The organism is Rhizobium sp. CNPSo 3670 (genome assembly GCF_057784555.1).
On the sequence record NZ_JBXSOL010000045.1, the window covers coordinates 1 to 20,362 of the forward strand.

Annotated in this window: 19 protein-coding genes, 1 tRNA gene and 1 pseudogene; 14 read left to right on the forward strand and 7 right to left on the reverse strand. The window is 62.2% G+C overall.

The window, feature by feature from the left end; translation table 11 throughout:
* The first annotated feature begins 182 nt into the window (after nucleotides 1–182).
* Entirely contained in the window at nucleotides 183–1,700 is a 1,518-nt protein-coding gene (locus tag AC13QO_RS27200) for an ATP-binding protein (protein WP_097599409.1), read from the forward strand.
* 122 nt (nucleotides 1,701–1,822) lie between these two features.
* Nucleotides 1,823–1,899, forward strand: a tRNA-Arg gene (locus AC13QO_RS27205).
* A gap of 288 nt (nucleotides 1,900–2,187) precedes the next feature.
* Here the strand turns inward: AC13QO_RS27205 and AC13QO_RS27210 are convergent.
* Nucleotides 2,188–2,433 (reverse strand): DUF982 domain-containing protein, encoded by a 246-nt coding sequence (locus AC13QO_RS27210; protein ID WP_064707810.1) that lies wholly within the window; start codon nucleotides 2,431–2,433, stop codon nucleotides 2,188–2,190.
* A 188-nt stretch (nucleotides 2,434–2,621) separates the two neighbouring features.
* Nucleotides 2,622–3,047: a hypothetical protein gene (locus AC13QO_RS27215; protein WP_285191862.1), complete on the reverse strand. Its 426-nt coding sequence runs from the start codon at nucleotides 3,045–3,047 to the stop codon at nucleotides 2,622–2,624.
* 261 nt (nucleotides 3,048–3,308) lie between these two features.
* Between AC13QO_RS27215 and AC13QO_RS27220 the strand changes: the two genes are divergently transcribed.
* The 9 genes and pseudogenes from AC13QO_RS27220 to AC13QO_RS27260 all read left to right on the forward strand — a co-directional run bounded on the left by AC13QO_RS27220 (nucleotide 3,309) and on the right by AC13QO_RS27260 (nucleotide 12,022).
* On the forward strand, nucleotides 3,309–3,896 hold the full coding sequence (locus AC13QO_RS27220) for a hypothetical protein (RefSeq protein ID WP_085776772.1): 588 nt from the start codon (nucleotides 3,309–3,311) through the stop codon (nucleotides 3,894–3,896).
* Between the two features lie 202 nt (nucleotides 3,897–4,098).
* Nucleotides 4,099–4,419 (forward strand): hypothetical protein, encoded by a 321-nt coding sequence (locus tag AC13QO_RS27225; protein ID WP_097599401.1) that lies wholly within the window; start codon nucleotides 4,099–4,101, stop codon nucleotides 4,417–4,419.
* A gap of 187 nt (nucleotides 4,420–4,606) precedes the next feature.
* A pseudogene (locus AC13QO_RS27230) lies at nucleotides 4,607–4,977 on the forward strand (cell surface protein).
* Nucleotides 4,978–5,130: 153 nt separating this feature from the next.
* Nucleotides 5,131–5,430: a hypothetical protein gene (locus AC13QO_RS27235; protein ID WP_488542437.1), complete on the forward strand. Its 300-nt coding sequence runs from the start codon at nucleotides 5,131–5,133 to the stop codon at nucleotides 5,428–5,430.
* A gap of 250 nt (nucleotides 5,431–5,680) precedes the next feature.
* Complete coding sequence (locus AC13QO_RS27240) at nucleotides 5,681–6,343, forward strand: class I SAM-dependent methyltransferase (RefSeq protein ID WP_285191859.1); 663 nt, start codon at nucleotides 5,681–5,683, stop codon at nucleotides 6,341–6,343.
* Between the two features lie 321 nt (nucleotides 6,344–6,664).
* Nucleotides 6,665–7,546, forward strand: a complete 882-nt coding sequence (locus tag AC13QO_RS27245; RefSeq protein WP_488542438.1) for an aldo/keto reductase — start codon at nucleotides 6,665–6,667, stop codon at nucleotides 7,544–7,546.
* 621 nt (nucleotides 7,547–8,167) lie between these two features.
* Entirely contained in the window at nucleotides 8,168–9,445 is a 1,278-nt protein-coding gene (locus AC13QO_RS27250) for an alpha/beta hydrolase (RefSeq protein ID WP_285191857.1), read from the forward strand.
* Nucleotides 9,446–9,631: 186 nt separating this feature from the next.
* Nucleotides 9,632–10,882: an NAD(P)/FAD-dependent oxidoreductase gene (locus tag AC13QO_RS27255; protein WP_488542439.1), complete on the forward strand. Its 1,251-nt coding sequence runs from the start codon at nucleotides 9,632–9,634 to the stop codon at nucleotides 10,880–10,882.
* A gap of 102 nt (nucleotides 10,883–10,984) precedes the next feature.
* Nucleotides 10,985–12,022 (forward strand): 4-hydroxyproline epimerase, encoded by a 1,038-nt coding sequence (locus AC13QO_RS27260; RefSeq protein WP_488542440.1) that lies wholly within the window; start codon nucleotides 10,985–10,987, stop codon nucleotides 12,020–12,022.
* A 191-nt stretch (nucleotides 12,023–12,213) separates the two neighbouring features.
* On the opposite strand, the gene AC13QO_RS27265 is transcribed toward AC13QO_RS27260, so the two are convergent.
* The 3 genes from AC13QO_RS27265 to AC13QO_RS27275 form a co-directional block, all read right to left on the reverse strand.
* Nucleotides 12,214–13,761 carry a putative bifunctional diguanylate cyclase/phosphodiesterase gene (locus tag AC13QO_RS27265; protein WP_488542441.1) on the reverse strand — a complete coding sequence of 516 codons (1,548 nt, stop codon included), beginning with the start codon at nucleotides 13,759–13,761 and terminating at the stop codon, nucleotides 12,214–12,216.
* 382 nt (nucleotides 13,762–14,143) lie between these two features.
* Complete coding sequence (locus tag AC13QO_RS27270; protein WP_488542442.1) at nucleotides 14,144–14,500, reverse strand: nuclear transport factor 2 family protein; 357 nt, start codon at nucleotides 14,498–14,500, stop codon at nucleotides 14,144–14,146.
* A 90-nt stretch (nucleotides 14,501–14,590) separates the two neighbouring features.
* Entirely contained in the window at nucleotides 14,591–16,123 is a 1,533-nt protein-coding gene (locus AC13QO_RS27275; RefSeq protein ID WP_488542443.1) for a winged helix-turn-helix domain-containing tetratricopeptide repeat protein, read from the reverse strand.
* A 116-nt stretch (nucleotides 16,124–16,239) separates the two neighbouring features.
* Between AC13QO_RS27275 and AC13QO_RS27280 the strand changes: the two genes are divergently transcribed.
* Nucleotides 16,240–16,674, forward strand: a complete 435-nt coding sequence (locus AC13QO_RS27280; protein WP_488542444.1) for a cupin domain-containing protein — start codon at nucleotides 16,240–16,242, stop codon at nucleotides 16,672–16,674.
* Nucleotides 16,675–16,766: 92 nt separating this feature from the next.
* Nucleotides 16,767–17,249 (forward strand): RidA family protein, encoded by a 483-nt coding sequence (locus AC13QO_RS27285; RefSeq protein ID WP_488542445.1) that lies wholly within the window; start codon nucleotides 16,767–16,769, stop codon nucleotides 17,247–17,249.
* A 16-nt stretch (nucleotides 17,250–17,265) separates the two neighbouring features.
* On the opposite strand, the gene AC13QO_RS27290 is transcribed toward AC13QO_RS27285, so the two are convergent.
* Complete coding sequence (locus AC13QO_RS27290) at nucleotides 17,266–17,739, reverse strand: RbsD/FucU family protein (protein ID WP_488542446.1); 474 nt, start codon at nucleotides 17,737–17,739, stop codon at nucleotides 17,266–17,268.
* Entirely contained in the window at nucleotides 17,723–18,970 is a 1,248-nt protein-coding gene (locus AC13QO_RS27295) for an ROK family transcriptional regulator (protein WP_488542447.1), read from the reverse strand. Before AC13QO_RS27295 ends, AC13QO_RS27290 begins: the two co-directional genes overlap by 17 nt.
* A gap of 313 nt (nucleotides 18,971–19,283) precedes the next feature.
* Between AC13QO_RS27295 and AC13QO_RS27300 the strand changes: the two genes are divergently transcribed.
* A complete protein-coding gene (locus AC13QO_RS27300; RefSeq protein WP_085776787.1) occupies nucleotides 19,284–20,303 on the forward strand; it encodes a sugar ABC transporter substrate-binding protein in 1,020 nt (339 codons plus the stop codon).
* The last annotated feature ends 59 nt before the right edge of the window (nucleotides 20,304–20,362 follow it).

Sequence of the window (20,362 nt, forward strand, 5' to 3'; positions counted from 1 at the left end):
CGCCCGTCGCACCAACCAGAGAGCAATTGCACCAACATAACGAATCACGACGCCGCCTCCGGCAGCATTTCTTTGTGGCGACGTGACGCTGCTCGCAAAGATTTGAAAGCGGAACCTATTGGTCTAATATAAAGCTCCAACGGTAAGGGTGGCCAAAGCGCTGCCGATCGGGCGAGACAAGAATGCCGGTGCGAAACCAGGGCGACAATCCTTCGGCAGAACCCCCAGCAGCCACCGAGGCTGCCAAGGGGCGGTGCCCGTCCGGCTTCTTCGGCGGGCTTTCGGGCAAGCTGCTCTGGCTCACCGTCGTCTTCATCATGCTCGCCGAGATCCTGATCTTCTTCCCTTCGGTCGCCAGCATGCGGATGCGCTGGCTGCAGGACAGGCTGAACACGGCCGCCGCCGCCGCCATCGTCATCGATGGGCTGCAGCCGATCGAGCTGCCGCGCGCTCTGCAGAAGGAAACGCTGGAGGCGACCGGCACCAAGGCGATCGTACTGCGCAAGGAAGGCACTTCGCGGCTGCTGGCAACGACTGACATGCCGACCTCCGTCGACGAATCCTACGACCTCACCGACGTGCCGCCGCTGACGGCGATCCGCGACGCGCTCGACACCCTGGTTTTCGGCGGCAGCAGGATGATCCGCGTCTATGGCCCGGTTGGTGAAAACAAGATCGGCGTCGAGGTTGTCATGAAGGATCGGCCGCTGCGCACGGCGATGTTCGCCTATTCTCGCAACGTGCTGCTGCTGTCGGTGCTGATCTCGCTTTTCACCGCGACGCTGATCTTCTTTGCGATCAACCGCATTCTGATCGGCCCGATTCGCCGGCTGACCGGCAGCATGCAGCAATTCTCCTCCGATCCCGAGAATCCGGCCCATATCTATATCGGCGACGGCGGCCGGGACGAGCTGGCGGTGGCCGGCCGCAATCTCACCTCGATGCAGATGGAGCTGCAGAAGACGCTGAAGCAGCAGAAGAACCTTGCCGCTCTTGGCCTCGCCGTTTCAAAGATCAATCACGATATGCGCAATATTCTGGCTTCCGCGCAGCTGATGTCGGACCGGCTCGTCGATGTCGATGATCCGATGGTCAAGAGCTTCGCGCCCAAGCTGCTGCGCACCATCGACCGCGCGGTCGGTTATACGACGGAGGTGCTGTCCTACGGCAAGGCGAGCGAATCGGCGCCGCGCCGCCGCCATGTTCGGCTGCTGGGACTGACACAGGACGTCAAGGATATGCTGGCGATCGATCCGCAAAGCGGCATCGAGTTTGTCGAACAGTTCGCTGCCGATCTCGAGGTCGATGCCGACGGCGAGCAACTGTTCCGGGTCATTCACAATCTCTGCCGCAACGCCCTGCAGGCGCTGACTTCGCCGGGCGAGGGCGGCCCCGGCGCCATCAGGCGCATCACCGTTTCCGCCCAGCGTGTCGGCAGCGTCGTCAGCATCACGGTGGACGATACCGGCCCCGGCATGCCGCTGAAGGCGCGCCAGAACCTGTTTGCCGCTTTTCGCGGCTCGGCCCGTTCCGGCGGCACCGGCCTCGGCCTGACCATCGCCCGCGAATTGGTGCTCGCCCATGGCGGCACGATCGCGCTGGTGGAAAAGCCGACGGTCGGCACCCAGTTCCGCATCGAGATCCCCGATCGCCCGGTTTCACTGGATGATTACCGCAATCGGACCCAGGGTGAGAAGTGACGGCATTTCGCCGGAGCGTGGCCGTTGCAGACAAAGAGCGATTTTTTCAGAAATGCTCTTGCAATGTCCGAAAGGACCCTTTAGAGGATCGCCCACGCAAGCGGCGCCGCCGCTTCTGCCACGCACCCGTAGCTCAGCTGGATAGAGCACCAGACTACGAATCTGGGGGTCAGGAGTTCGAATCTCTTCGGGTGCGCCATTCTTTCACTTCATTTGATACCTCCTGTTTTGGAAAATCGGTTCCGAATATCAAAGGCCCGCCTCAGGCAGGCCTAAATCATTTCCAGCCTATCGCACCCGCGAGCTTTTCACGACTCGGCCAAGCCGAGGAATTGCTCTGCTGGCCTGATCCCGTCGCAGTTCATCGGCGCGCTGCAGCTAATGGATATTGACCATCTGTCGCGCGGGCGCTTCGGCGGCTTTTACGGGAATGCGCCGACGCGGCGGGAAGGGTTGGCCGCGGGATACTAGACCGGGGCGCGTCGCCTCATTCCTTGATAGGGATCCCGGCTTCGATCGCAGCTTCGATGAACGCCTGCCGCGCCTCTTCCCGGCTCCGTTTCCCAGATATGACATCGGCGCAAACCGCACACGCTCTGTCGAGCGCAGGGCCCTCTTCTGTCGGCCAGTCTTCGATCAGCGCCCATGTGGCGGCTTGGGTCGTCTGGATGACCACCCACTGATCCGGGCCTTCAAGGGCCAGCGTCACCGGCTTCTTCCATAGGGTTTGCATAATGCAGGATCTCCGCTGCGTCTTCTCAGCCACCTGCTCGCCTAAGGCAATTGTTCCGGCGTGTCGAGATGCCATCTGAAGGAGACGTTTTCTGGAGCAGTGAGCTACTGAAACGCCGGCATATTTATTTCCGGCCGCCGCTTCTCGTCGGCCGCTGCCGTCTTTGCCGCAAGGCAGCAAGGCAAAAGCTATTGAGCGTTCGGATGCTCTCTCTCATAGGCTTCCCTTTCTTCCTTCCCGAACACGGCGGAGTAAAAGCCGCTGCAAACCAGATATGAGCACTCATCCGGGTTGCCCGTTTGCCATCCGGGCTGGCAGAGGACGACGCGATGGAATTTGGCATTGCAAAGCCCGTGGTTTGCCAGAAGCCGCGGATCGTTTCCGAAATACGCGCTTATGGCTTTCTCGCGAGTCCATACAGGAACGACTTTCCAATCAGCGGCGCCGCCTTCAGCGCTCACATTGCCGGTCGCACAGAACGACCAATTCGATATCGTGATTGGTTGATCGCAGGGAAAAGCCTGGACGGCGCTTCCCAGCGAGAGCGAAATCAATGCCAGCAATCGCTTGCTATAACCCACCATGCTCTTTTCCCCCATGCAGATCATTCGCATCCTGTCCTCCACGCCCAGTAATTGCCTGTCACCGTGACGGGGATCAGGTCTAATCCAAATCCTAAGATTATTTTCCTAGTTCTCGAAACGTTCTTACGCTAGATTGCACTCCGTTGCAACCATGGAATGTTGAATGCCAAAGAATTTTGTAGCGATTGGCGCTGTGGGCGCTTGGCCCAGTGTTTCCCTCTGCATGCGGGAAAAAACGAGTTCTTCTGTTCGTCGCCTGAAGGACGTGCTCGGAGCTGAGGCGAGGGGCTGATGGCGGAATTCAACTCTCGTGACAAGAGCCGCACCAGTTCCGGCAAGACGCGAGCGCTGGTGCGCAAGCACACCGCGCCGCCGAGCGCCAGCGATGACGGCAGCCTGCGGTGGCAATGGTTGACGATCCAGCTCCTGGAATCGGCGGCCTTTACCACCTTGAGTGCGAATGCCTGCCGCGCCTTCTTCCGCATCGTCATCGAGCACGTCTCGCATGCCGGGTTGCAAAATGGCAGGCTTGTCGTGACGCATCCCCAGTTCGTCTCCTACGGCGTCACCGGTGAATATGTGGCCGATGCGCTCGACGAGCTGGAATATAAGGGGCTGGTTAAGGTCCGCCGCGGTCGGGCGGGAAGCGGGGTCGCGCATCCCAACCTGTTCACGCTCACCTTTGTCGGCGACCATGAGGGCGCGCCGCCGACCGACGAGTGGAAGCGGTGCACGGCGGAACGAGGTCGGAAATGGTCCGAGACCGACCGCAAGATCGCTGCCGAAAAACGCGGTCGCCTCGGCCGGAAGAAAAAAACCTCGCTTCGGGATCCCGAAATCCGCCCGCTTCGGGATTCCGAAATTCGCCGCGCTTCGTGAGCTTTTCGGCTGAGTGGAAACGCAATGATTTCAATGCCGCAGCCTATTTCGGGATTCCAAAGTGCTATATAGATTTTGGTGGGGTTCCCGGCATGGCGTGTGATGACCGTCCTCGGTCGGAAGCGGCATTGGTTTTCCCGCATGCCTAGCTTCGCGCAACCTTCCTGATGTATCCGCAGGCCTGATGATCTCGGAGGAACGCATGACGGTGGGAATTTTTCGGGCTCTGGCGGTTCTCGCGACGATGGCCGCCCTTGCCGGCTGCGTCGACCATGCGAACGCGCCGGTGCTTTTGCCCATCGGCGTGCCGGTCAATCCGCCTGCCGTCGCCCAAGGCATCTGCGTGACCGACGGCAATGCGATGTATGACGAGGCGAAGAAGCAGTATCATCTGCGCGCCCAACTGACCGGCTATGCCGAGGCCGATGCGCTGGAAGAGGAAACGACGGCGCGCGCCGCTGCCCATCGCCAATATGTCGCCTGCCTGTCCGCCCAGGGTTACAGGGCTTTGTACGCGAATTGAGAACAGAGAATTCGCATTCTTAGCCAGCGCCCCTCGCGCCATTCTTGCTGTCGCGACTTTCACGTTTTCTCGCGAAAAACTCACGCGGGATCGCCTGCAATCACGAGTTTTGGAAACTGCGTGCGCGCGGAACTGCGCACTTCGGACAGGCATTTTCCCGGGATAAATCCACGAAGGAGGGTTTATCATGAAGATGTGCAATCTTGTCCGTTCCGCCGTCGCGCTCAGCGTGCCTCTCGTCCTCGCGCCGATCGGCCAAGCTGAAGCCGCTCCCGTTCAAACGGTGCGGCCGCCCGATATTTCTACGTAAAAAGCGTGCAGTATAAGCCGCATCCTGGTCTTTGGCATGGCTATCGCGGCTTCCGAACGGAGCGCCCCGGCACCCGCCGTCACTCCGATGGCTACTGGTATCCGCTTGCCGCTTTCGGTGTCGAGGCCGGCGCCACCGGCTCCATCATCCGCCAGCCGGTGAACAGACCGGCGGCTCCGACGATGTGCAACCCTACGTTCTCAGGATCGATCGGTCCCGGCAGCATGCCCTGCGATAACGGCTATTGAGCCGGCAAATGAAAGCGGCAGCGCGAGCCGCCTTTTTCCTGTTTCGGGCGCCGCTCACATGTTCGTGACCTCTATTGCGTTGCGGTAGATTGTGACAGATCCGCTTCCTACCTCCTCGGCGCAAATTCAGCTGATCCTCCCAAGGAGATGACAATGATCACGACGTTCAAGAGCGGCCTGGCGGCCGCAGCCCTCGATGCGATGCTCGGCCTTTCCTGCGTGGCGGCGCAAGCGGCTCCTCTCCAGTCGAGCGCGACGCAGCAGGGCCCGGCCAAGCAGCAGGTTGTCCAGGATGAGACCCGCGTGCAGCACGACAGGAGCACGACTGGTTCGATTGGTGAAGGCAGCCCGAAGGGCATGGCCTCGCCCTACATGATGAACCCGAAGAAGCCGCTGAACATGGATTGCAAGCTCGGCTTCAACCCGACGAGCAGCTCCGGCTGCAACTATTAACCGGGCGCTTTGGGCGGTGGCGACCAGGCCGCCGCGGTGAGGGGCGGCTTCCCGGCCGCCGTTTTTCACCACAGACGACGGCGCTCGCTATGTCAAAGCCGCCGCAGATGCAAAAATGCCGGACGCCGGTAGGAAAAGAGGTGGGAAATGCCGGCTCACAAGGGCGATTGACGTCTCTGCCTTGGAATTGCCATGCTGGCCGCGATGGTCGCATTCATAATCAATTGAATTTCAGATAGGTGGGACAGTCATGACCGCAAAGGCTGCATGCTCGGATTTCCTGCATTTTTTCCGCTCCTGGATCAGCAATCCGCTTCGGGTGGCCGCCATCGCGCCGTCGGGCGATTCACTTGCCAGGATCATGACCAGCGAAATTGCCGAGCTCGATGGGCCGATCATCGAGCTCGGCCCGGGCACGGGCGTCTTCACCCGGGCGTTGCTTGCCCGCGGCATCAGCGAGGCGGATCTGACGCTGATTGAATACGGCCCGGAATTCATCGATGCGCTGCAGGCGCGGTTCCCGGCGGCGCGCATATTGCAGATGGACGCGGCCCACCTCGCCCAGGCCGATATTTTCGAGGGCGAACCGGTCGGAGCCGTCATCAGCGGCCTGCCGCTTCTGTCGATGTCGCCGCGCAAGATCGCCTCGATTCTTGCCGGCGTCTTCACCTATATGCGCCCGGGCGGGGCGGTCTATCAATTTACCTATGGTCCGCGCTGCCCGGTGCCGCGGCCGATCCTCGATCGCCTCGGCCTGAAAGCCGTGCGCATCGGCGGCACGGTTCGCAACCTGCCGCCGGCCTCCGTCTACCGGATCTCACGCCGCAAGCCGCTGGAACTCTCGCGCGAGCGCCTGAGATACCGTGAGGCGGACATCGAAGTCGCCGCCTTTTCCGGCGAATCGGCCGGCTGAACCGGGCAACGGCTGAGCGGAAGCGACAGCCTTCAGCGCGAGGTATACCCGATGCACCGCTGTGGGCGGTCGAATGACGATGTTTTCGGCCCCTCCCTGTCATCCCCGCGGGCTCGTCCTATATGTGCAAGCGTCGCAGCGGCCACATGTCCGATATCGCCGCGGCGGCCGGGTCATCACCATGCCGGGCATCACCAGACACGGCAGACATTCAGAACCGGAGCCATCCTCGCCAGCCCGGCATCCCAGCGCTGGCGAAGCGAAGGGCTTCGGCCATTTCATCGACATTCAATGATTTTATTGACCAAGAGAGGAAAGATCATGTCCAGTCACAACGCAGCCAAGTCAGGCACCTTCAGGATCGGCGGCGAGATCGAGGTCAATCGTCTCGGTTTCGGCGCCATGCGCGTTACCGGCAAGGGAATCTGGGGTGAGCCCGACGACCATGCCGAGTCCATCCGGACGCTGAAGCGCCTGCCGGAGCTTGGGGTCAATTTCATCGATACGGCTGATTCCTACGGCCCCGATGTCTCCGAATGGCTGATCAAGGAGGCGCTGCATCCCTATGGCGCCGGATCCGTCATCGCCACCAAGGGCGGCCTGACCCGCCACGGTCCCGACATCTGGCTGCCGGTCGGCCGTCCGGAATATCTGATCCAGCAGGCGCATAAGAGCCTGCGCAATCTCGGCGTCGAGCAGATCGATCTGTGGCAGCTTCACCGCATCGATCCGAAGGTGTCGGCCAAGGAGCAGTTCGACGCGATCAAATCGCTGCTCGATGCCGGCCTCATCCGCCATGCGGGTCTGAGCGAAGTCTCCGTCGCCGAGATCGAGGCGGCCTCGAAGCACTTCAAGGTCGCCACCGTCCAGAACCGCTACAACCTGGTCGATCGCACCAGCGAAGACGTGCTCGATTATTGCGCCAAGCACAATATCGGCTTCATCCCGTGGTATCCGCTCGCCGCTGGCGATCTCGCCCAATCAGGCTCGCTGCTTGATACGATCGCCAGGAAGCACAATGCCGCCCCCAGCCAGATCGCGCTCGCCTGGGTGCTGAAGCGCAGCCCGGTGATGCTGCCGATCCCCGGCACGTCAAAGGTCAAGCACCTGGAAGAAAACGTCGCGGCGGTGGAGATCACGCTGTCGGATGAGGAGTTCGCGGCGCTGGACGCCGAGGGCCGGAAGGTCTTCAAGGCGGCTTGAGGGGCAATGCAAGCTTGCCGCGGCGGCTGCGTTTCGCCGCATGGCCGCCCCTCACCCTAACCCTTACCTGGGCGAGCCACTGGTCTCGACCCGTCCTGCAGACCCCCGTAAAACGGGGCGAGGGGACGTGCCCTGCAAGAGGTTGGCGAGGGACGGAGAGGTCGCGGCATATTCCCTTTGCCCGCGGGGAGAATGTGGCGGCAGCCGGATGAGGGGCTGCCGCCGCTGACCGATCTTTAGTCAAAATTTTGACCAGCCGGTCAAACATGCTGCAAAATGAGGCGTCCGCCTGTCATTTTCTGGGCAAGCATTGCACTTAATGCATTGCTGCATTGCGGTAATTTCGCTATCCCCGATCAAATGAATGGGGTATCACTATCTTCGTAAGCAGCGCACTCCTCCTCCCAAGCGCTCTTACATCGGACCGACAGCACTCCTCCTCCCAGTTGTCGGTCAGGATCAAGAGCCTGGCGCACCTCCTCCCGCGCCAGGCTCTTTTCTTTTGCCCCAATACCATTTCGCACGGGCCTGCTTTCCGCGTGCAGTTTGACTCGACAGGCTTCGCCGGACTATTTGAACATGTGCCGTCCGTCCGGCGCGTGAACCGGTTGGAGTTTGGTCATGATCGGCAAATGGCGCGGCACGCGTGCGGCTCTGGCAGGGCTTCTGGTTGCAACGATAATGCTCGCCGGCTGCGGCGGCAGGCCGGTCGGGGTGATGCAGGCGGCCGGCACCGTGCCGCCGGGCACGTCCAAAGTCGATCTCCTGGTGGCGACGACGCGCGCTGCCGATGACAATCCGGCCGTGCTTTTCTCCGGCGAACGCGGCACGGGGCTTGCCGTCAACGCCGTCGATGTCTCGATCCCGCCGGAAGCCAATCGCAAGGTCGGCCAGGTGCAATGGCCGAAGCGGCTGCCGGCCGATCCGCTCCGTGACTTCGTCACCGTTTCCGTCGATCCGTTCGAGGGCGAGCGGGCAGGCGAGAGCTGGCTGAAGAGCCATATGCCGAAGAGCCGCCGCGTGCTCGTCTTCGTGCACGGCTTCAACAACCGTTACGAAGACGCGGTCTATCGCTTCGCGCAGATCGTCCACGATTCGCGTGCCGACGTCGCCCCCGTCGTCTTCACCTGGCCGTCCCGCGCCAGCATCTTCGACTACAATTACGACAAGGAAAGCACCAACTATTCCCGCGATGCGCTGGAGGAGCTGCTGACCCGTACCGCCGCCAATCCGGCCGTCGGCGACGTCACCGTCATGGCTCATTCGATGGGCACCTGGCTGACCGTCGAAGCACTCCGGCAGATGGCGATTCGCAACGGTCAGGTCGCGTCGAAGATCAACAATGTCATCCTTGCCTCGCCGGATCTCGATGTGGACGTCTTCGGCCGTCAGTTCATGAGCCTCGGCAAGGACAAGCCGCATTTCACCATCTTCGTCTCCAGGGATGATCGGGCGCTGGCGCTGTCGCGGCGCATCTCCGGCAATGTCGATCGCCTCGGCCAGATCGATCCCTCCGCCGAGCCCTATCGTAGCAAGCTTGAGGCGGCCGGTATCACCGTGCTCGACCTCACCAAGCTCAAGGGCGGCGACAGGCTGAACCACGGCAAATTCGCCGAAAGCCCCGAGGTGGTGAAGCTGATCGGCGACCGGCTGATCGCCGGCCAGACGATCACCGATTCCAATGTCGGTCTGGGCGAGGCGGTCGGCGCGGTGGCCATGGGGGCTGCCCAGACCGCCGGAAGTGCCGTCAGCGTCGCCGTCAGCACGCCGATCGCGATCTTCGATCCGCGCACCCGGCGCAATTACGATGCGCAGTTGAAGCGGCTCGGCCAGTCGATGGACAATACCGTCGGTTCGGTCGGCGACAGCGTCGGCGCCGGCCTGCCCGAAAGCCAGTAAAAATTCCGCGGAGCAATTCCAGCAAAAGTGCACGGCGGTTTTGCGTTTCGGAATTGCGTAAATCCAAAAGCTTAGAGCGGTTCCGCGTTTTCCGTGAAAAGCTGAACCGCTCTAGGCAGCACCGCCGATCTGATATATCAGGTTGACGAACGGCAATGCTGTCTGCCGTGCAGGTGGGTTGATCGCATGACGGATGAGACGAAGAAGAAGGTGGTCGTCGTGGGCGCAGGCGTGATCGGCGCCTCGATCGCTTTCGATTTGCAGCGGCGCGGATTTCAGGTCACGCTGATCGACAAGGGTGAGCCCGGGCGCGGCACCTCTTTCGGCAATATGGCGAGCATCGCGCTCGATTTCGCCGCCGGCTCCGGTCCTTCGACCTGGAAGAAGATCCCTGGCTGGCTGCTCGATCCCGAAGGCCCGGTCTGGCTGCGGCCGTCCTATGCCGCGCGGATGCTGCCGTGGTTCCTGCGCTTCCTCGCGGCCGGCCGGCCTTCGCGGCTCCGGGAAATCGAGGATGCCGGCATGAGCCTGTCGCTGCGGGCGCTCGGCGATTTCAGGGAGATGCTGCAGGCGATCGGCGCGTCCGAGCTGATGACGGAGGAGGGCTGTCTCGCCATTTACGAGACCGAGGCGGAATTTGCCGCAGACCGTGGCCATCTTGCCATGATGCAGCGCTACGGCCTCGAATTCGAGGTCTTGAGCAATGGCGCCATCCAATATCATGAGCCGGCCCTTTCGCCTGTCATCGCCAAGGCCGTGCTGCTGTCGGACAACAAGTCGATCCGCGATCCCTATAGGCTGGTCGTCAGGCTGACTGACGCAGCCATCGCCGCGGGCGCAGCCTTCGCCTCCGGCGCTGTGAGCAACATCGAGCGCAAGGGCGATGGCACGGTCGTCGTCGTCCTCGATGACGGACGTCGGATCGAGGCCGCTTTCGTGGTGCTCGCCGCCGGCGTCCACACCCGTTTCCTCGCCGCAAAACTCGGCGAACCGATTCCGCTCGAGACCGAGCGCGGCTATCACACGCAGATCATGAAACCGGGCATTTCAATGCGCTATTCAGTGATCTGGCCTCATCGCGCCTTCATGGTGACCCCGACGGCCGGCGGCATCCGCGTCGGCGGCAATGTCGAACTCGCCGGCCTCGACGCCGCGCCCGACTTCCGCCGTCCGCGCGTGCTGGTGCGGCACGCCCAGCGGGCGCTGCCGGGTCTGAAGGCCGAGGAGGCGACGGAGTGGATGGGCCATCGCCCGGCCTTGCCCGATACGATCCCCATCATTTCGCCGTCCTCGAAAATGCCGGGGGTTTTCTATGCGACCGGTCACGGCCATCTCGGCTTGACATATGCCGCAACGACAGCGCGGTTGATCGGCGATATGGTGAGCAGAGCAAAACCGTCGGTCGATATGACCCCGTTCCGCATAGACCGATACTGATTTGAAGCAATTCCAGGAAAAGTGTGAAGCGGAATTGCGTTAAAACAAAAGTTGGAACCGCGTCGGCGGCGTCAGCCGTCACGTCCGAACTGGAGTTTCGAGATGAGATGGAAGCGCACGATACAGCTGCTGGACGTTCATGCCGAGGGCGAGATCGGCCGCGTCGCTATCGGCGGCGTTCCGAAGATTCCCGGCGAAACCATCGCTGCGCAGCTGCACTGGCTGAACACCGATCCGAAAGGCGACGAGCTCCGCCGCTTTCTCTGCCTGGAGCCGCGCGGTGCCCCGATCGGCTCGGTCAACCTGCTGCTGCCGGCAAGGCACCCCGACGCCGACGCCGCCTTCATCATCCTGCAGCCCGATCAGGCACATGCCAGCTCCGGTTCGAATTCGATCTGCGTGACGACGGCGCTTCTCGAATCCGGCATCGTCGAGATGAAGGAGCCTGAGACGATCGTGACGCTGGAGACCGCCGCCGGCCTCGTGAAGGCGACGGCGACCTGCCATGACGGGCGCTGCGAAAAGGTCAGGCTCACCATGGTGCCCTCCTTCGTCCATGAGCTCGACGTCGAGATCGACACGCCGCATTGGGGAAAGATCAAAGCCGATCTCTGCTATGGCGGCATCTTCTATGCCCTCGTCGATGTCGGCCAGATCAATCTGACGATCGAGAAGGCCAATGCGGCCGGCCTCGTTCAGGCCGGCATGATCCTGAAAGAGCTGATCAATCGCGACATCAAGGTCGTCCACCCCGAAATTCCGGCAATCTCGGGCGTCGCCTATGTGATGTTCCGCGACACCGAGGCCGATGGCACGGTGCGCACCTGCACCACCATGTGGCCGGGCCGCGCCGACCGCTCGCCCTGCGGCACCGGCAATTCAGCCAATCTCGCCACCCTTCATGCCCGCGGCAAGGCCAAGGTCGGCGACGTCTTCACCTCGAAATCGATCATCGGCTCGGAATTCGAGGTCGGCCTGCAGGCAGTCACCGAAGTCGCCGGCCGCCCGGCGGTCATCCCCACCATCACCGGCCGCGGCTTCACCTTCGGCCTCACCCAGGTCGCGCTCGATCCCTTCGACCCGCATCCCGGCGGCTTCGCCCTGACGGACGTCTGGGGGCCGTCGGCAGGGGAGATTTGACCGTTCGAGCGGTGCCGAATGTGCGGTGGCTCCAAACGGTTTGCGCCAGGGTCTAGCCCGTACCAGCGATACGGAGCGGGTCTGGCGGAGCCGCATGCCACCCTCCATCACCGACGTCCCGAAGGAGCCGTTGGCAAGCGAGAACTTCTTGTCTCAACTTGCCACCGGAAGAGAACCCTCTTTGCCGCCCATCAGCGACGTTGGGCTATCCTGGCGCTGATCTGGTCTGCGGCAAGGCTCTCGGCCGGTGCCGGCCTGCCAAGCAGGTAGCCTTGGCCGATGTCGCAGCCGAGATCCTGGAGCCGTTGAAGTTGGCTTTCCTCTTCGATGCCTTCGGCGGTTATCGTCACGCCGAGGCCCGCGCCGAGAGCGATAATAGCCTTGATCACCTTGTCCTGCTTGTCGTTCGTTTCGAACGAAGCGACGAAACTCCGGTCGATCTTGATCTTGTCGAACCGGTAGTTGGAGAGCTGTGAGAGGCTGGAATAGCCCGTACCGAAGTCGTCGAGAGCAATCCGGACGCCGGCGTTCACCAGATCGTCGAGGACGATCCGTGCGGTGACGGCATCCTGGATGATGGCGCTCTCCGTCACCTCCAGCTCGATCCTATGCGCAGGCAGACCGACATCGCCCAATATCTTCAGAATCCTGAGGCCCAGCAACCGGTCGCTCAGCTGGATCGGAGACAGGTTGAACGACAGGACCAGATGATTTGGCCAGGAAATCGCATCGCCACAGGCGTGGCGCAGCAGTTGGTCCGTCAGGTCGACGATCAGACCGGCCTCTTCCGCCACGGGGATGAACTCGTTCGGCGGGATGAATTCGCCGGATGCCGTCTTCCAGCGCGCCAGCGCTTCGAAACCGATAATCTCCTTCGTCTTCAGGTCGACGAGAGGTTGGTAATACGGGACGATCTCAGCATTCTTGATGGCGGCTCGCAGATCCGCTTCCACCCGGATCCGCTTCGCCAGCTCCTCCTGCATCGAAGGGACAAAGGACTTCACCAGATTGCGCCCCTGCTTTTTCGCCACATACATCGCACAGTCCGAATGGCGAATGACCTGGCTTAGATCGTCGCCATTTTCAGGGTGAAGCGCGAGGCCGACACTGGCGCCAAGATCGACGGCGACGCCATTGAATGTGAAGGGCTTGCTGATCGCGCTCACGATGCGGTTTCCCAAAGCGACGAGATCGGCATTTCCGGTGCGCCGCGCCAGAACGACGAATTCGTCGCCGCCAAGGCGGAAAATGTGATCACGCGGAAAGAGGGAAGAAAGCCGCTGAGCGACGGCCTTCAACACCGCATCGCCGTGATCGTGCCCGAGGAGGTCGTTGATCTTCTTGAAGCCGTCGAGATCGATGCTGAACACGGCATAGCTTTCCTGCGCCCTTTGATCGATCATCGACTGCGCGCAGACGGATTCCAGAAATCTGCGGTTAGGTAGTTCGGTTAGCGTGTCGTGACAGGCAATCCAGTCCACGTTCTTTTCGGCCTGCAGCCTGCGGTCAACCTCTATCGAGAGATCCCGGATTCTCAGCGCCGAGTAGATCAGCCCGAGAAAGCCGGACATATTGAGGGCAAGCAGCGCGTGGTCCAGTGGAAAGTCATGATGCTTTTCGATGAACTCATCCAGCCCCTCATGCCATTGGAAGCGCCAGGACAGGCAGAAGAGAAGCAGGAAGCACGAGAGCCAGGCCAGGATCTCCATCTGCGGTCTGGTGAGTCGGACGCGAGGCATAAGAACAGGCTCCTGGTGTGTGAAGAGCCATCATGGCCAGCTCGGAAGACCGCATCGTCCCCGACCTTATTCCGATCGACGACCTGTCGCCGAATGCCGGCATCGACGGCGCCGAAGACTGCCACGACTCATAGGGTGGAGCCAAGGGCATCGGCAATTCGATCACTGGCCAGACTGCGGGCATTCGTAAATCCGGATTTCAGTGTGGTCTTCGAAGATTAATGGCGCGTTTCCGCGGCGAAGGTTTGTGCGTTTCGCTGCGCGCAGCGGATATCTTCGTCGCAAATTGGATTCACCTCAGTGCGCTCGACGCCGAGATCGACGTGCTGCATCTTGACCCTCAAAGGCCGCCGGGAAGAAGAGGTGACCCGGCTCGCCGAATTCAGGCGGCATCCCGAATGTCGAAGCGGACCACCTTGCCGTCCCGAAATCGGAACACGTGCGCGATCGTCTTCTCTCCTTCGAGCGGTTGGCCTCGCAGGTCACGGACCGACTGCCGGACGTCGGCAATGATTGCGCCGTCCGCTGTCCGGTGAAAACCGACCGGCTGGACGTGGGGATCGATCATCGACCACTGACGCGTCCAATATTCCCGCACCGCCTCGCGCCCATGGACGTGGCCGCCATCCATGCCATTGGCCCAGACGACATCCTCGGCCAGCGCTGCCAGCACGGCATCTATGTCGCGTTCGTTGAAGCGCTCGTAGATGTGTTGGAGAATTTTGATATCGTCGTCCATTGCTTTCTCCTTGCAGAGGTGCGGGGTTGAGTTTCGAGCCTCGCTCGACAAACCATCTCCGTCATTTTGCTTTGGGCGGGTCAACCGGTTTCAAAGCTCCGCCTCGCGCAGCAGCTCGTTCAGGCGGACTGCCCATTCCCTGTTGCCATCTCTGAACGGACCGAGTGCATCGCCGGCTGGTTCGGGAAGATCGCTTGCCGCGGCGGCAAAGCGGTGCGCCCGCTGGTGATCGCCCGCAGCCCGGTGGCAGCACGCCTGAATGCGCAGCAGCGCCGGCCAGTCGGGCCGTGCCTTCAGCGCCGTGCGCCCGGTCTCGAGCGCGCCTTCGACGTCGCCGGAAAAGAACCGTGCGAGCATCAGCAGGCTGAACCAGACGCCGTTCTGCGGATCGTGCGGGTTGAGTTCGAGGCCATGCGCCAGGGGCTTCAGTGCGCCGGCCGCATCGCCGCAAAACAGTCGGGCCATGCCGAGGACGAGATGCCCCAGGGCGAAGCTCGAACCGAGTTCGATCGCCCGTTCCGCCGCCAGGATCGCCTGCTCGGGGCGAGCCGTGTAAGCAGAGACGATCGCCAGCGCATAGTGCGAGTATGGATTTCGCGCGTCCAGATAGATGGCCCTTAGCGCCGCATCCAATCCTTCTTTGGCATCTTCCGCGGGGTTATCAGTCCAGCCGTAGGCGATCAGGCCGGCATTCACCCGCGCCCGCCAGATCTGCGCTTCTGGAAGCATCGGGTCGAGCCCCGCCGCGTCGCGGAAGAAACGGCGTGCGAGAAGGTGGGTGGGCAGCGTAACCTTGTGAAAATAAAACGTGCCTTGCCGCACCAGATCCCAGGCCGTGATGTTGCCGGTGTGGGGCGCAACCGGAAGCCCATGGCGCAGCAGCAGCTCGGGTTCGATCGCCGCTGCAATCCGCTCGGCGATGGCGTCCTGCACCGCAAAGAGTTCGGCCAGCTGAAGATCGTAATGTTCGGACCAGATCGTGGCGCCTTTCGCGGTCTCGGCGAGGTGCACCGATATCCGAATCCGATTGCCGCTCTGGCGGATGGCCCCATCGACCAGGAAATCGACGCCGAGGTCGCGCGCGATAGCCTGCGGATCCTTCGAGTCATTCCTCCTGCTGAAACTCGCCCCCCGTGAAGCGACGCGGAACCATCTGAACCGGGCAAGCGCCATGATCAGGTCGTCGGCGACCCCGTCGGCGAGATATTGTCTTTCGGCATCGCCGCCGAGATTTTCGAACGGCAGCACGGCAATCCCCGGGATCGGGCTGCTCTCGGCATGCCGGCCGCTATCGGCTTCGTCGGTGCGGCTCTCCACCTCACCGGAAAATCTGTAGCCGACCCGTGGGACCGTGACGATCCATTCGCTGCCGTCCGATGCGGGTCCGAGCAGCTTGCGAAGGGCGGCAATCTGAACGGAAAGATTGCTTTCCTCGACGGCCAATCCCGGCCAAACGGCGTCCATCAGGGCGGATTTCGAGACCACACCTCCCTGTGCCGAAAGCAGTGCCGCGAGCAGCGAAGCGCCGCGGGCGCCGATGGCGACAGGCCTGTTGTCGCGGAGCAGACATCCGTTCTCGGCAATGAACCTGAGGTGGCCGAATGCAAGGGGCTGCGTCTTCATGGCCCCAATAATACGCCGATTTCGCAGTTTTTCGGAATTTTTCGGCCCCGCTTCAGGACTTGCGCCGGCTCGGCGCGCAGAGTGGTTCCATTGCAGCGGTAAAAATGGTGAGAGCGATGACGAACCAGGCAACGCAACCGAAGAAATTCGAACCATTCCTTGCGAGCGTCGTCCGCGCCGGCGGCAGCCATGTCGCCAGGCAGGGATCGGTCTATCGCTCCGGTGTCTCGGCCGAAAGCGCCGGATCAACCATGCTGTGGCTCGGGACGATTTCGCTGCCCGCAGGGCGGCGAACCGGCGCCCACCGCCATGAGGGACACGAGACGGCGCTTTTGATGATCGCCGGTCCGGAGATCGAGATCTGGTCGGGAGCAGCGCTAGAACGGTGCGAAACGGTTCGCCCCGGCGATTACCTGTTCATCCCGGCCGGCGTTCCGCATGTCGCCGTCAACCGCAGCGGCGAAGACGCCGAATTCCTCGGCGCTCGCAACGACCCCGCAGCCAATGAGAGCGTCGTTCTCATGCCGGAGCTCGACGCGATCGTCCCCTGATGCATGTCGCCCGGAACCGTGCAACGGCTCCGGGGCGCAAAACCACCGCAGGCTTTTGCGCGGCATGCTCCAACCACACCGGGAGGTGCATTATGGCTATCATCGAACAACGTCTGGCCGAGATGGGTCTGGAATTGCCCGAGCCTTTGAAGGTTCGCGAGGGGCTGCGCTTGCCCTTCGCCTGGGTTCGCCTGCGCGGCAACCGCGCTTACATTTCCGGTCACGTCGCCTGCAACCGCGATGGAACACTGGCAAATCCCCTTGGCAAGGTGGGCACCGAGGTTTCGCCGGAGGAGGGCTACGCGTCGGCGCGGCTCGTTGCCCTCGCCCATCTCGCCAGCCTCAAGCGGGCTGTCGGCGACCTCGATCGGGTCACGGCATGGCTGCGCGTCTTCGCCATGGTGAACGTTGCTCCTGGCTTCAACGAAACGCCGCTGGTCACCAACGGCTATTCGGATCTGATCCTGGAGCTGTACGGGTCTGATGTCGGCGCCCATGCCCGCTCGTCGATCGGCATGGCCATCCCCTTGAATGCGCCCGTGAACTGCGAAGCGGAAGTCGAAATCGACGGGTGACCGAAGCGTACCCCCGTCAGTAGACAAACGGATCGACGTCGGCCGGCTGGGCACCTGCCTCCTTCGGATAGATCACGCCCTTGCGCAGAATGATGTTGGCATAGAGCCTAGGCTCGCTGGTCTGGATCAGCGCATGGGCGGCCCGCACCCGACCGTAGAAATCCTGGCCGACCAGCGGCACCACCTGACGGTGCGGTTCGTGACGGGCGCAGCAGTCGATCATCTCCTCATGCACCGGATCGAGCTTGTCGCGCTCGGCCTTGACGGTCGAGCGGAAGATCGCTTCCGGCACGAAGTCGTCGATCGGCAGCACGCTGAGCACGGCATTGAGCACTGGGATGAGATGGTGGCCGTCGAGCCGAATCAGCCGGCGCGCATGTTCGACGCCGGGATAATTGCCGTCGACTATGGCGATTTCGTCGCCATGGCCCATGGCCCGGAGTGTTGCGAGCAATTCCGGGCTCAAGAGCGGATCAAGTCCCTTCAGCATGGTCTACCTCCTTGAAGAGTACGTTCTGGTCGGTGAGATAGCGCGCAAAGATCGGTAGGCTGGCGCCGCCGATGGCGCGTGCCTGCGCGCCGACCGCGCCCTCGATGATTTCGGGCATGACAACGCCCTGCAGGTCGAGCTTGGCGGCTTCGTCGATCGTCGCCTGCACGATGCGGCTGCGCACCCAATGGGGAAAGCCGCCGTCGATGACGGCCGCGCTGAAATCGACGATCGAGGCGGCGGCGACGATCGCCTGGGCGAGCGCCTTGGCGCTGTCCTGGATCCACGCCTCCATCGGCTCGCCGAAATCCACCCAGTCGTCGGCGGAATACCACAGCGGTTCGGGATCGATGCCGCGCTCGCGCAGCATATTTTCCAAGACGAAGATCGAGGCGATTTCGAGCAGCTGCTTGGTCTCGCCGTTCCGGTCGCGCACGGGCAGCGGCCCGATCGCGCCCGCCGTGCCGGTACGGCCGGAAAAGATCGACGAATTCAGGACGATGCCGCCGCCGATGAAGGAACCGATGAAGAAATAGACGAAATCAGGATAGGAGGGGCCGACGCCGAAGACGAGTTCGGCGCCGCAGGCGCTGGTCGCATCGTTCTGCAGGAAAACGGGATGGGAGACGCGCGCGGCGATATCGGCCTGCAGGTCGACATCGCGCCAGACTTCCATGGCGCCCGGCGGCGCTCCCACCTCATCGGCCCAGTTCCAGAGTTCGAAAGGCGCGGCGATGCCGAGGCCGGCGACGCGGCCGCGCTGCCTTTCGTCGAGCTTGTCTTCGATCTCGCGGATGCCCGAGGTGACGAAGGCAAGGATTTCATGCGGCAGCGGATAGGCATAGGTCCGGTGCAGCTGCATCCGGATGCGGCCGACGAAATCCATCAGCACCAGATCGGCGCTGCGCCGGCCGATCTTCAGGCCGAAGGAATAGACGGCGTCGGGATTGAGATGCATCGGGATCGATGGCTGGCCGACCCGGCCGCGCACAGGCGCGCCGCGCGACAGCAGCCCTTCCTTTTCCAGCACCCGCATGATGACCGAGACGGTCTGGGCCGAAAGCCCGCTGCGGCGCGCGATATCGGCCTTCGACAACGCACCGTAGAGGCGCACCAGCGACAGCACGAGCCGCTCGTTATAGGCTCGCACCCTGACCTGGTTCGCACCGCCGGCCGGATTTAGAATTGGCGGCGGGACCGGCGTGTGTTCCGGTCCTTCCAAAGACGACATGGCCGCTCCTCCCGAGCGTTCGCCTCCTGCATTTTCCCCATCAGAGACGATTTCAGAAACCTGCAGCGGCTCAAAGCGGTAGGGCGTCCCCTGCGCGCCGGAGACACGGCGCTGGACACCCTAATTCCATCGAGCATGCCACATCGAATTAATAATTCAATTGGATTTATTTATTGACAAGGGGATTTCTTTCGCTCTTAATTGCCATCGTCAAGGACACCGACGGCTTTGGAGCGACAGCAACTGAGCGAAGTGTCATATTTTGAAAATTCCGGCCCGCAGGGGCGGCGCCGGCAAACTCTGGGAGGAGTTCATGAAGAAATCAGTTCTCGCTTTTGGCGCGCTCGCGCTCGGTGTCGCTTTTTCTGCTCCGGCGATGGCGGCTGACGTTTCCGCCTGCCTCATCACCAAGACCGACACCAACCCCTTCTTCGTCAAGATGAAGGAAGGTGCGACGGCCAAGGCCAAGGAACTCGGCGTCTCGCTGAAGTCCTATGCCGGCAAGATCGACGGTGACAGCGAAAGCCAGGTCGCAGCGATTGAAAGCTGCATCGCCGACGGCGCAAAGGGTATTCTGCTGACGGCCTCCGATACCAAGGGCATCGTGCCGGCTGTCAAGAAGGCCCGCGACGCCGGCCTGCTGGTGATCGCGCTCGACACGCCGCTCGAGCCAGCCGATGCCGCCGACGCCACCTTCGCCACCGACAACCTGCTCGCCGGCAAACTGATCGGTCAGTGGGCTAAGGAAACGCTCGGCGACAAGGCCAAGGACGCCAAGGTCGGCTTCCTCGACCTGACGCCGTCGCAGCCGACGGTCGACGTTCTGCGCGACCAGGGCTTCATGATGGGCTTCGGCATCGACCCGAAGAACCCGGACAAGATCGGCGACGAAGACGACAAGCGCATTGTCGGCCATGACGTGACGAACGGCAATGAAGAAGGCGGCCGCAAGGCCATGGAAAACCTTCTGCAGAAGGATCCGAGCATCAACGTCATCCACACGATCAACGAGCCGGCCGCTGTCGGCGCCTATCAGGCGCTGAAGGCCGTCGGCATGGAAAAGAACGTGCTGATCGTCTCGGTCGACGGCGGCTGCCCGGGCGTCAAGTCGGTCAAGGAAGGCGTCATCGGCGCCACCTCGCAGCAATATCCGCTGCTGATGGCGTCGCTCGGCATCGAGGCGATCAAGAAGTTCGCCGACTCGGGTGAAAAGCCGAAGCCGACCGAAGGCAAGTCCTTCTTCGATACCGGCGTCTCGCTCGTCACCGACAAGCCGGTTCCCGGCCTCAAGTCGATCGACACCAAAGAAGGCACGGACAAGTGCTGGGGCTGAGCCCCGCTTGTTTGAAAGCGCACCGGCCGGGGCTTGATCCCCGGCCGTTTTAGACGGAC

Bases quoted from the DNA above. Each gene is read 5' to 3' on its own strand.
- AC13QO_RS27200 (WP_097599409.1), top strand. From the start codon at position 183: ATGCCGGTGCGAAACCAGGGCGACAATCCTTCGGCAGAACCCCCAGCA.
- AC13QO_RS27210 (WP_064707810.1), bottom strand. From the start codon at position 2,433: ATGCAAACCCTATGGAAGAAGCCGGTGACGCTGGCCCTTGAAGGCCCG.
- AC13QO_RS27215 (WP_285191862.1), bottom strand. From the start codon at position 3,047: ATGCGAATGATCTGCATGGGGGAAAAGAGCATGGTGGGTTATAGCAAG.
- AC13QO_RS27220 (WP_085776772.1), top strand. From the start codon at position 3,309: ATGGCGGAATTCAACTCTCGTGACAAGAGCCGCACCAGTTCCGGCAAG.
- AC13QO_RS27225 (WP_097599401.1), top strand. From the start codon at position 4,099: ATGACGGTGGGAATTTTTCGGGCTCTGGCGGTTCTCGCGACGATGGCC.
- AC13QO_RS27235 (WP_488542437.1), top strand. From the start codon at position 5,131: ATGATCACGACGTTCAAGAGCGGCCTGGCGGCCGCAGCCCTCGATGCG.
- AC13QO_RS27240 (WP_285191859.1), top strand. From the start codon at position 5,681: ATGACCGCAAAGGCTGCATGCTCGGATTTCCTGCATTTTTTCCGCTCC.
- AC13QO_RS27245 (WP_488542438.1), top strand. From the start codon at position 6,665: ATGTCCAGTCACAACGCAGCCAAGTCAGGCACCTTCAGGATCGGCGGC.
- AC13QO_RS27250 (WP_285191857.1), top strand. From the start codon at position 8,168: ATGATCGGCAAATGGCGCGGCACGCGTGCGGCTCTGGCAGGGCTTCTG.
- AC13QO_RS27255 (WP_488542439.1), top strand. From the start codon at position 9,632: ATGACGGATGAGACGAAGAAGAAGGTGGTCGTCGTGGGCGCAGGCGTG.
- AC13QO_RS27260 (WP_488542440.1), top strand. From the start codon at position 10,985: ATGAGATGGAAGCGCACGATACAGCTGCTGGACGTTCATGCCGAGGGC.
- AC13QO_RS27265 (WP_488542441.1), bottom strand. From the start codon at position 13,761: ATGCCTCGCGTCCGACTCACCAGACCGCAGATGGAGATCCTGGCCTGG.
- AC13QO_RS27270 (WP_488542442.1), bottom strand. From the start codon at position 14,500: ATGGACGACGATATCAAAATTCTCCAACACATCTACGAGCGCTTCAAC.
- AC13QO_RS27275 (WP_488542443.1), bottom strand. From the start codon at position 16,123: ATGAAGACGCAGCCCCTTGCATTCGGCCACCTCAGGTTCATTGCCGAG.
- AC13QO_RS27280 (WP_488542444.1), top strand. From the start codon at position 16,240: ATGACGAACCAGGCAACGCAACCGAAGAAATTCGAACCATTCCTTGCG.
- AC13QO_RS27285 (WP_488542445.1), top strand. From the start codon at position 16,767: ATGGCTATCATCGAACAACGTCTGGCCGAGATGGGTCTGGAATTGCCC.
- AC13QO_RS27290 (WP_488542446.1), bottom strand. From the start codon at position 17,739: ATGCTGAAGGGACTTGATCCGCTCTTGAGCCCGGAATTGCTCGCAACA.
- AC13QO_RS27295 (WP_488542447.1), bottom strand. From the start codon at position 18,970: ATGTCGTCTTTGGAAGGACCGGAACACACGCCGGTCCCGCCGCCAATT.
- AC13QO_RS27300 (WP_085776787.1), top strand. From the start codon at position 19,284: ATGAAGAAATCAGTTCTCGCTTTTGGCGCGCTCGCGCTCGGTGTCGCT.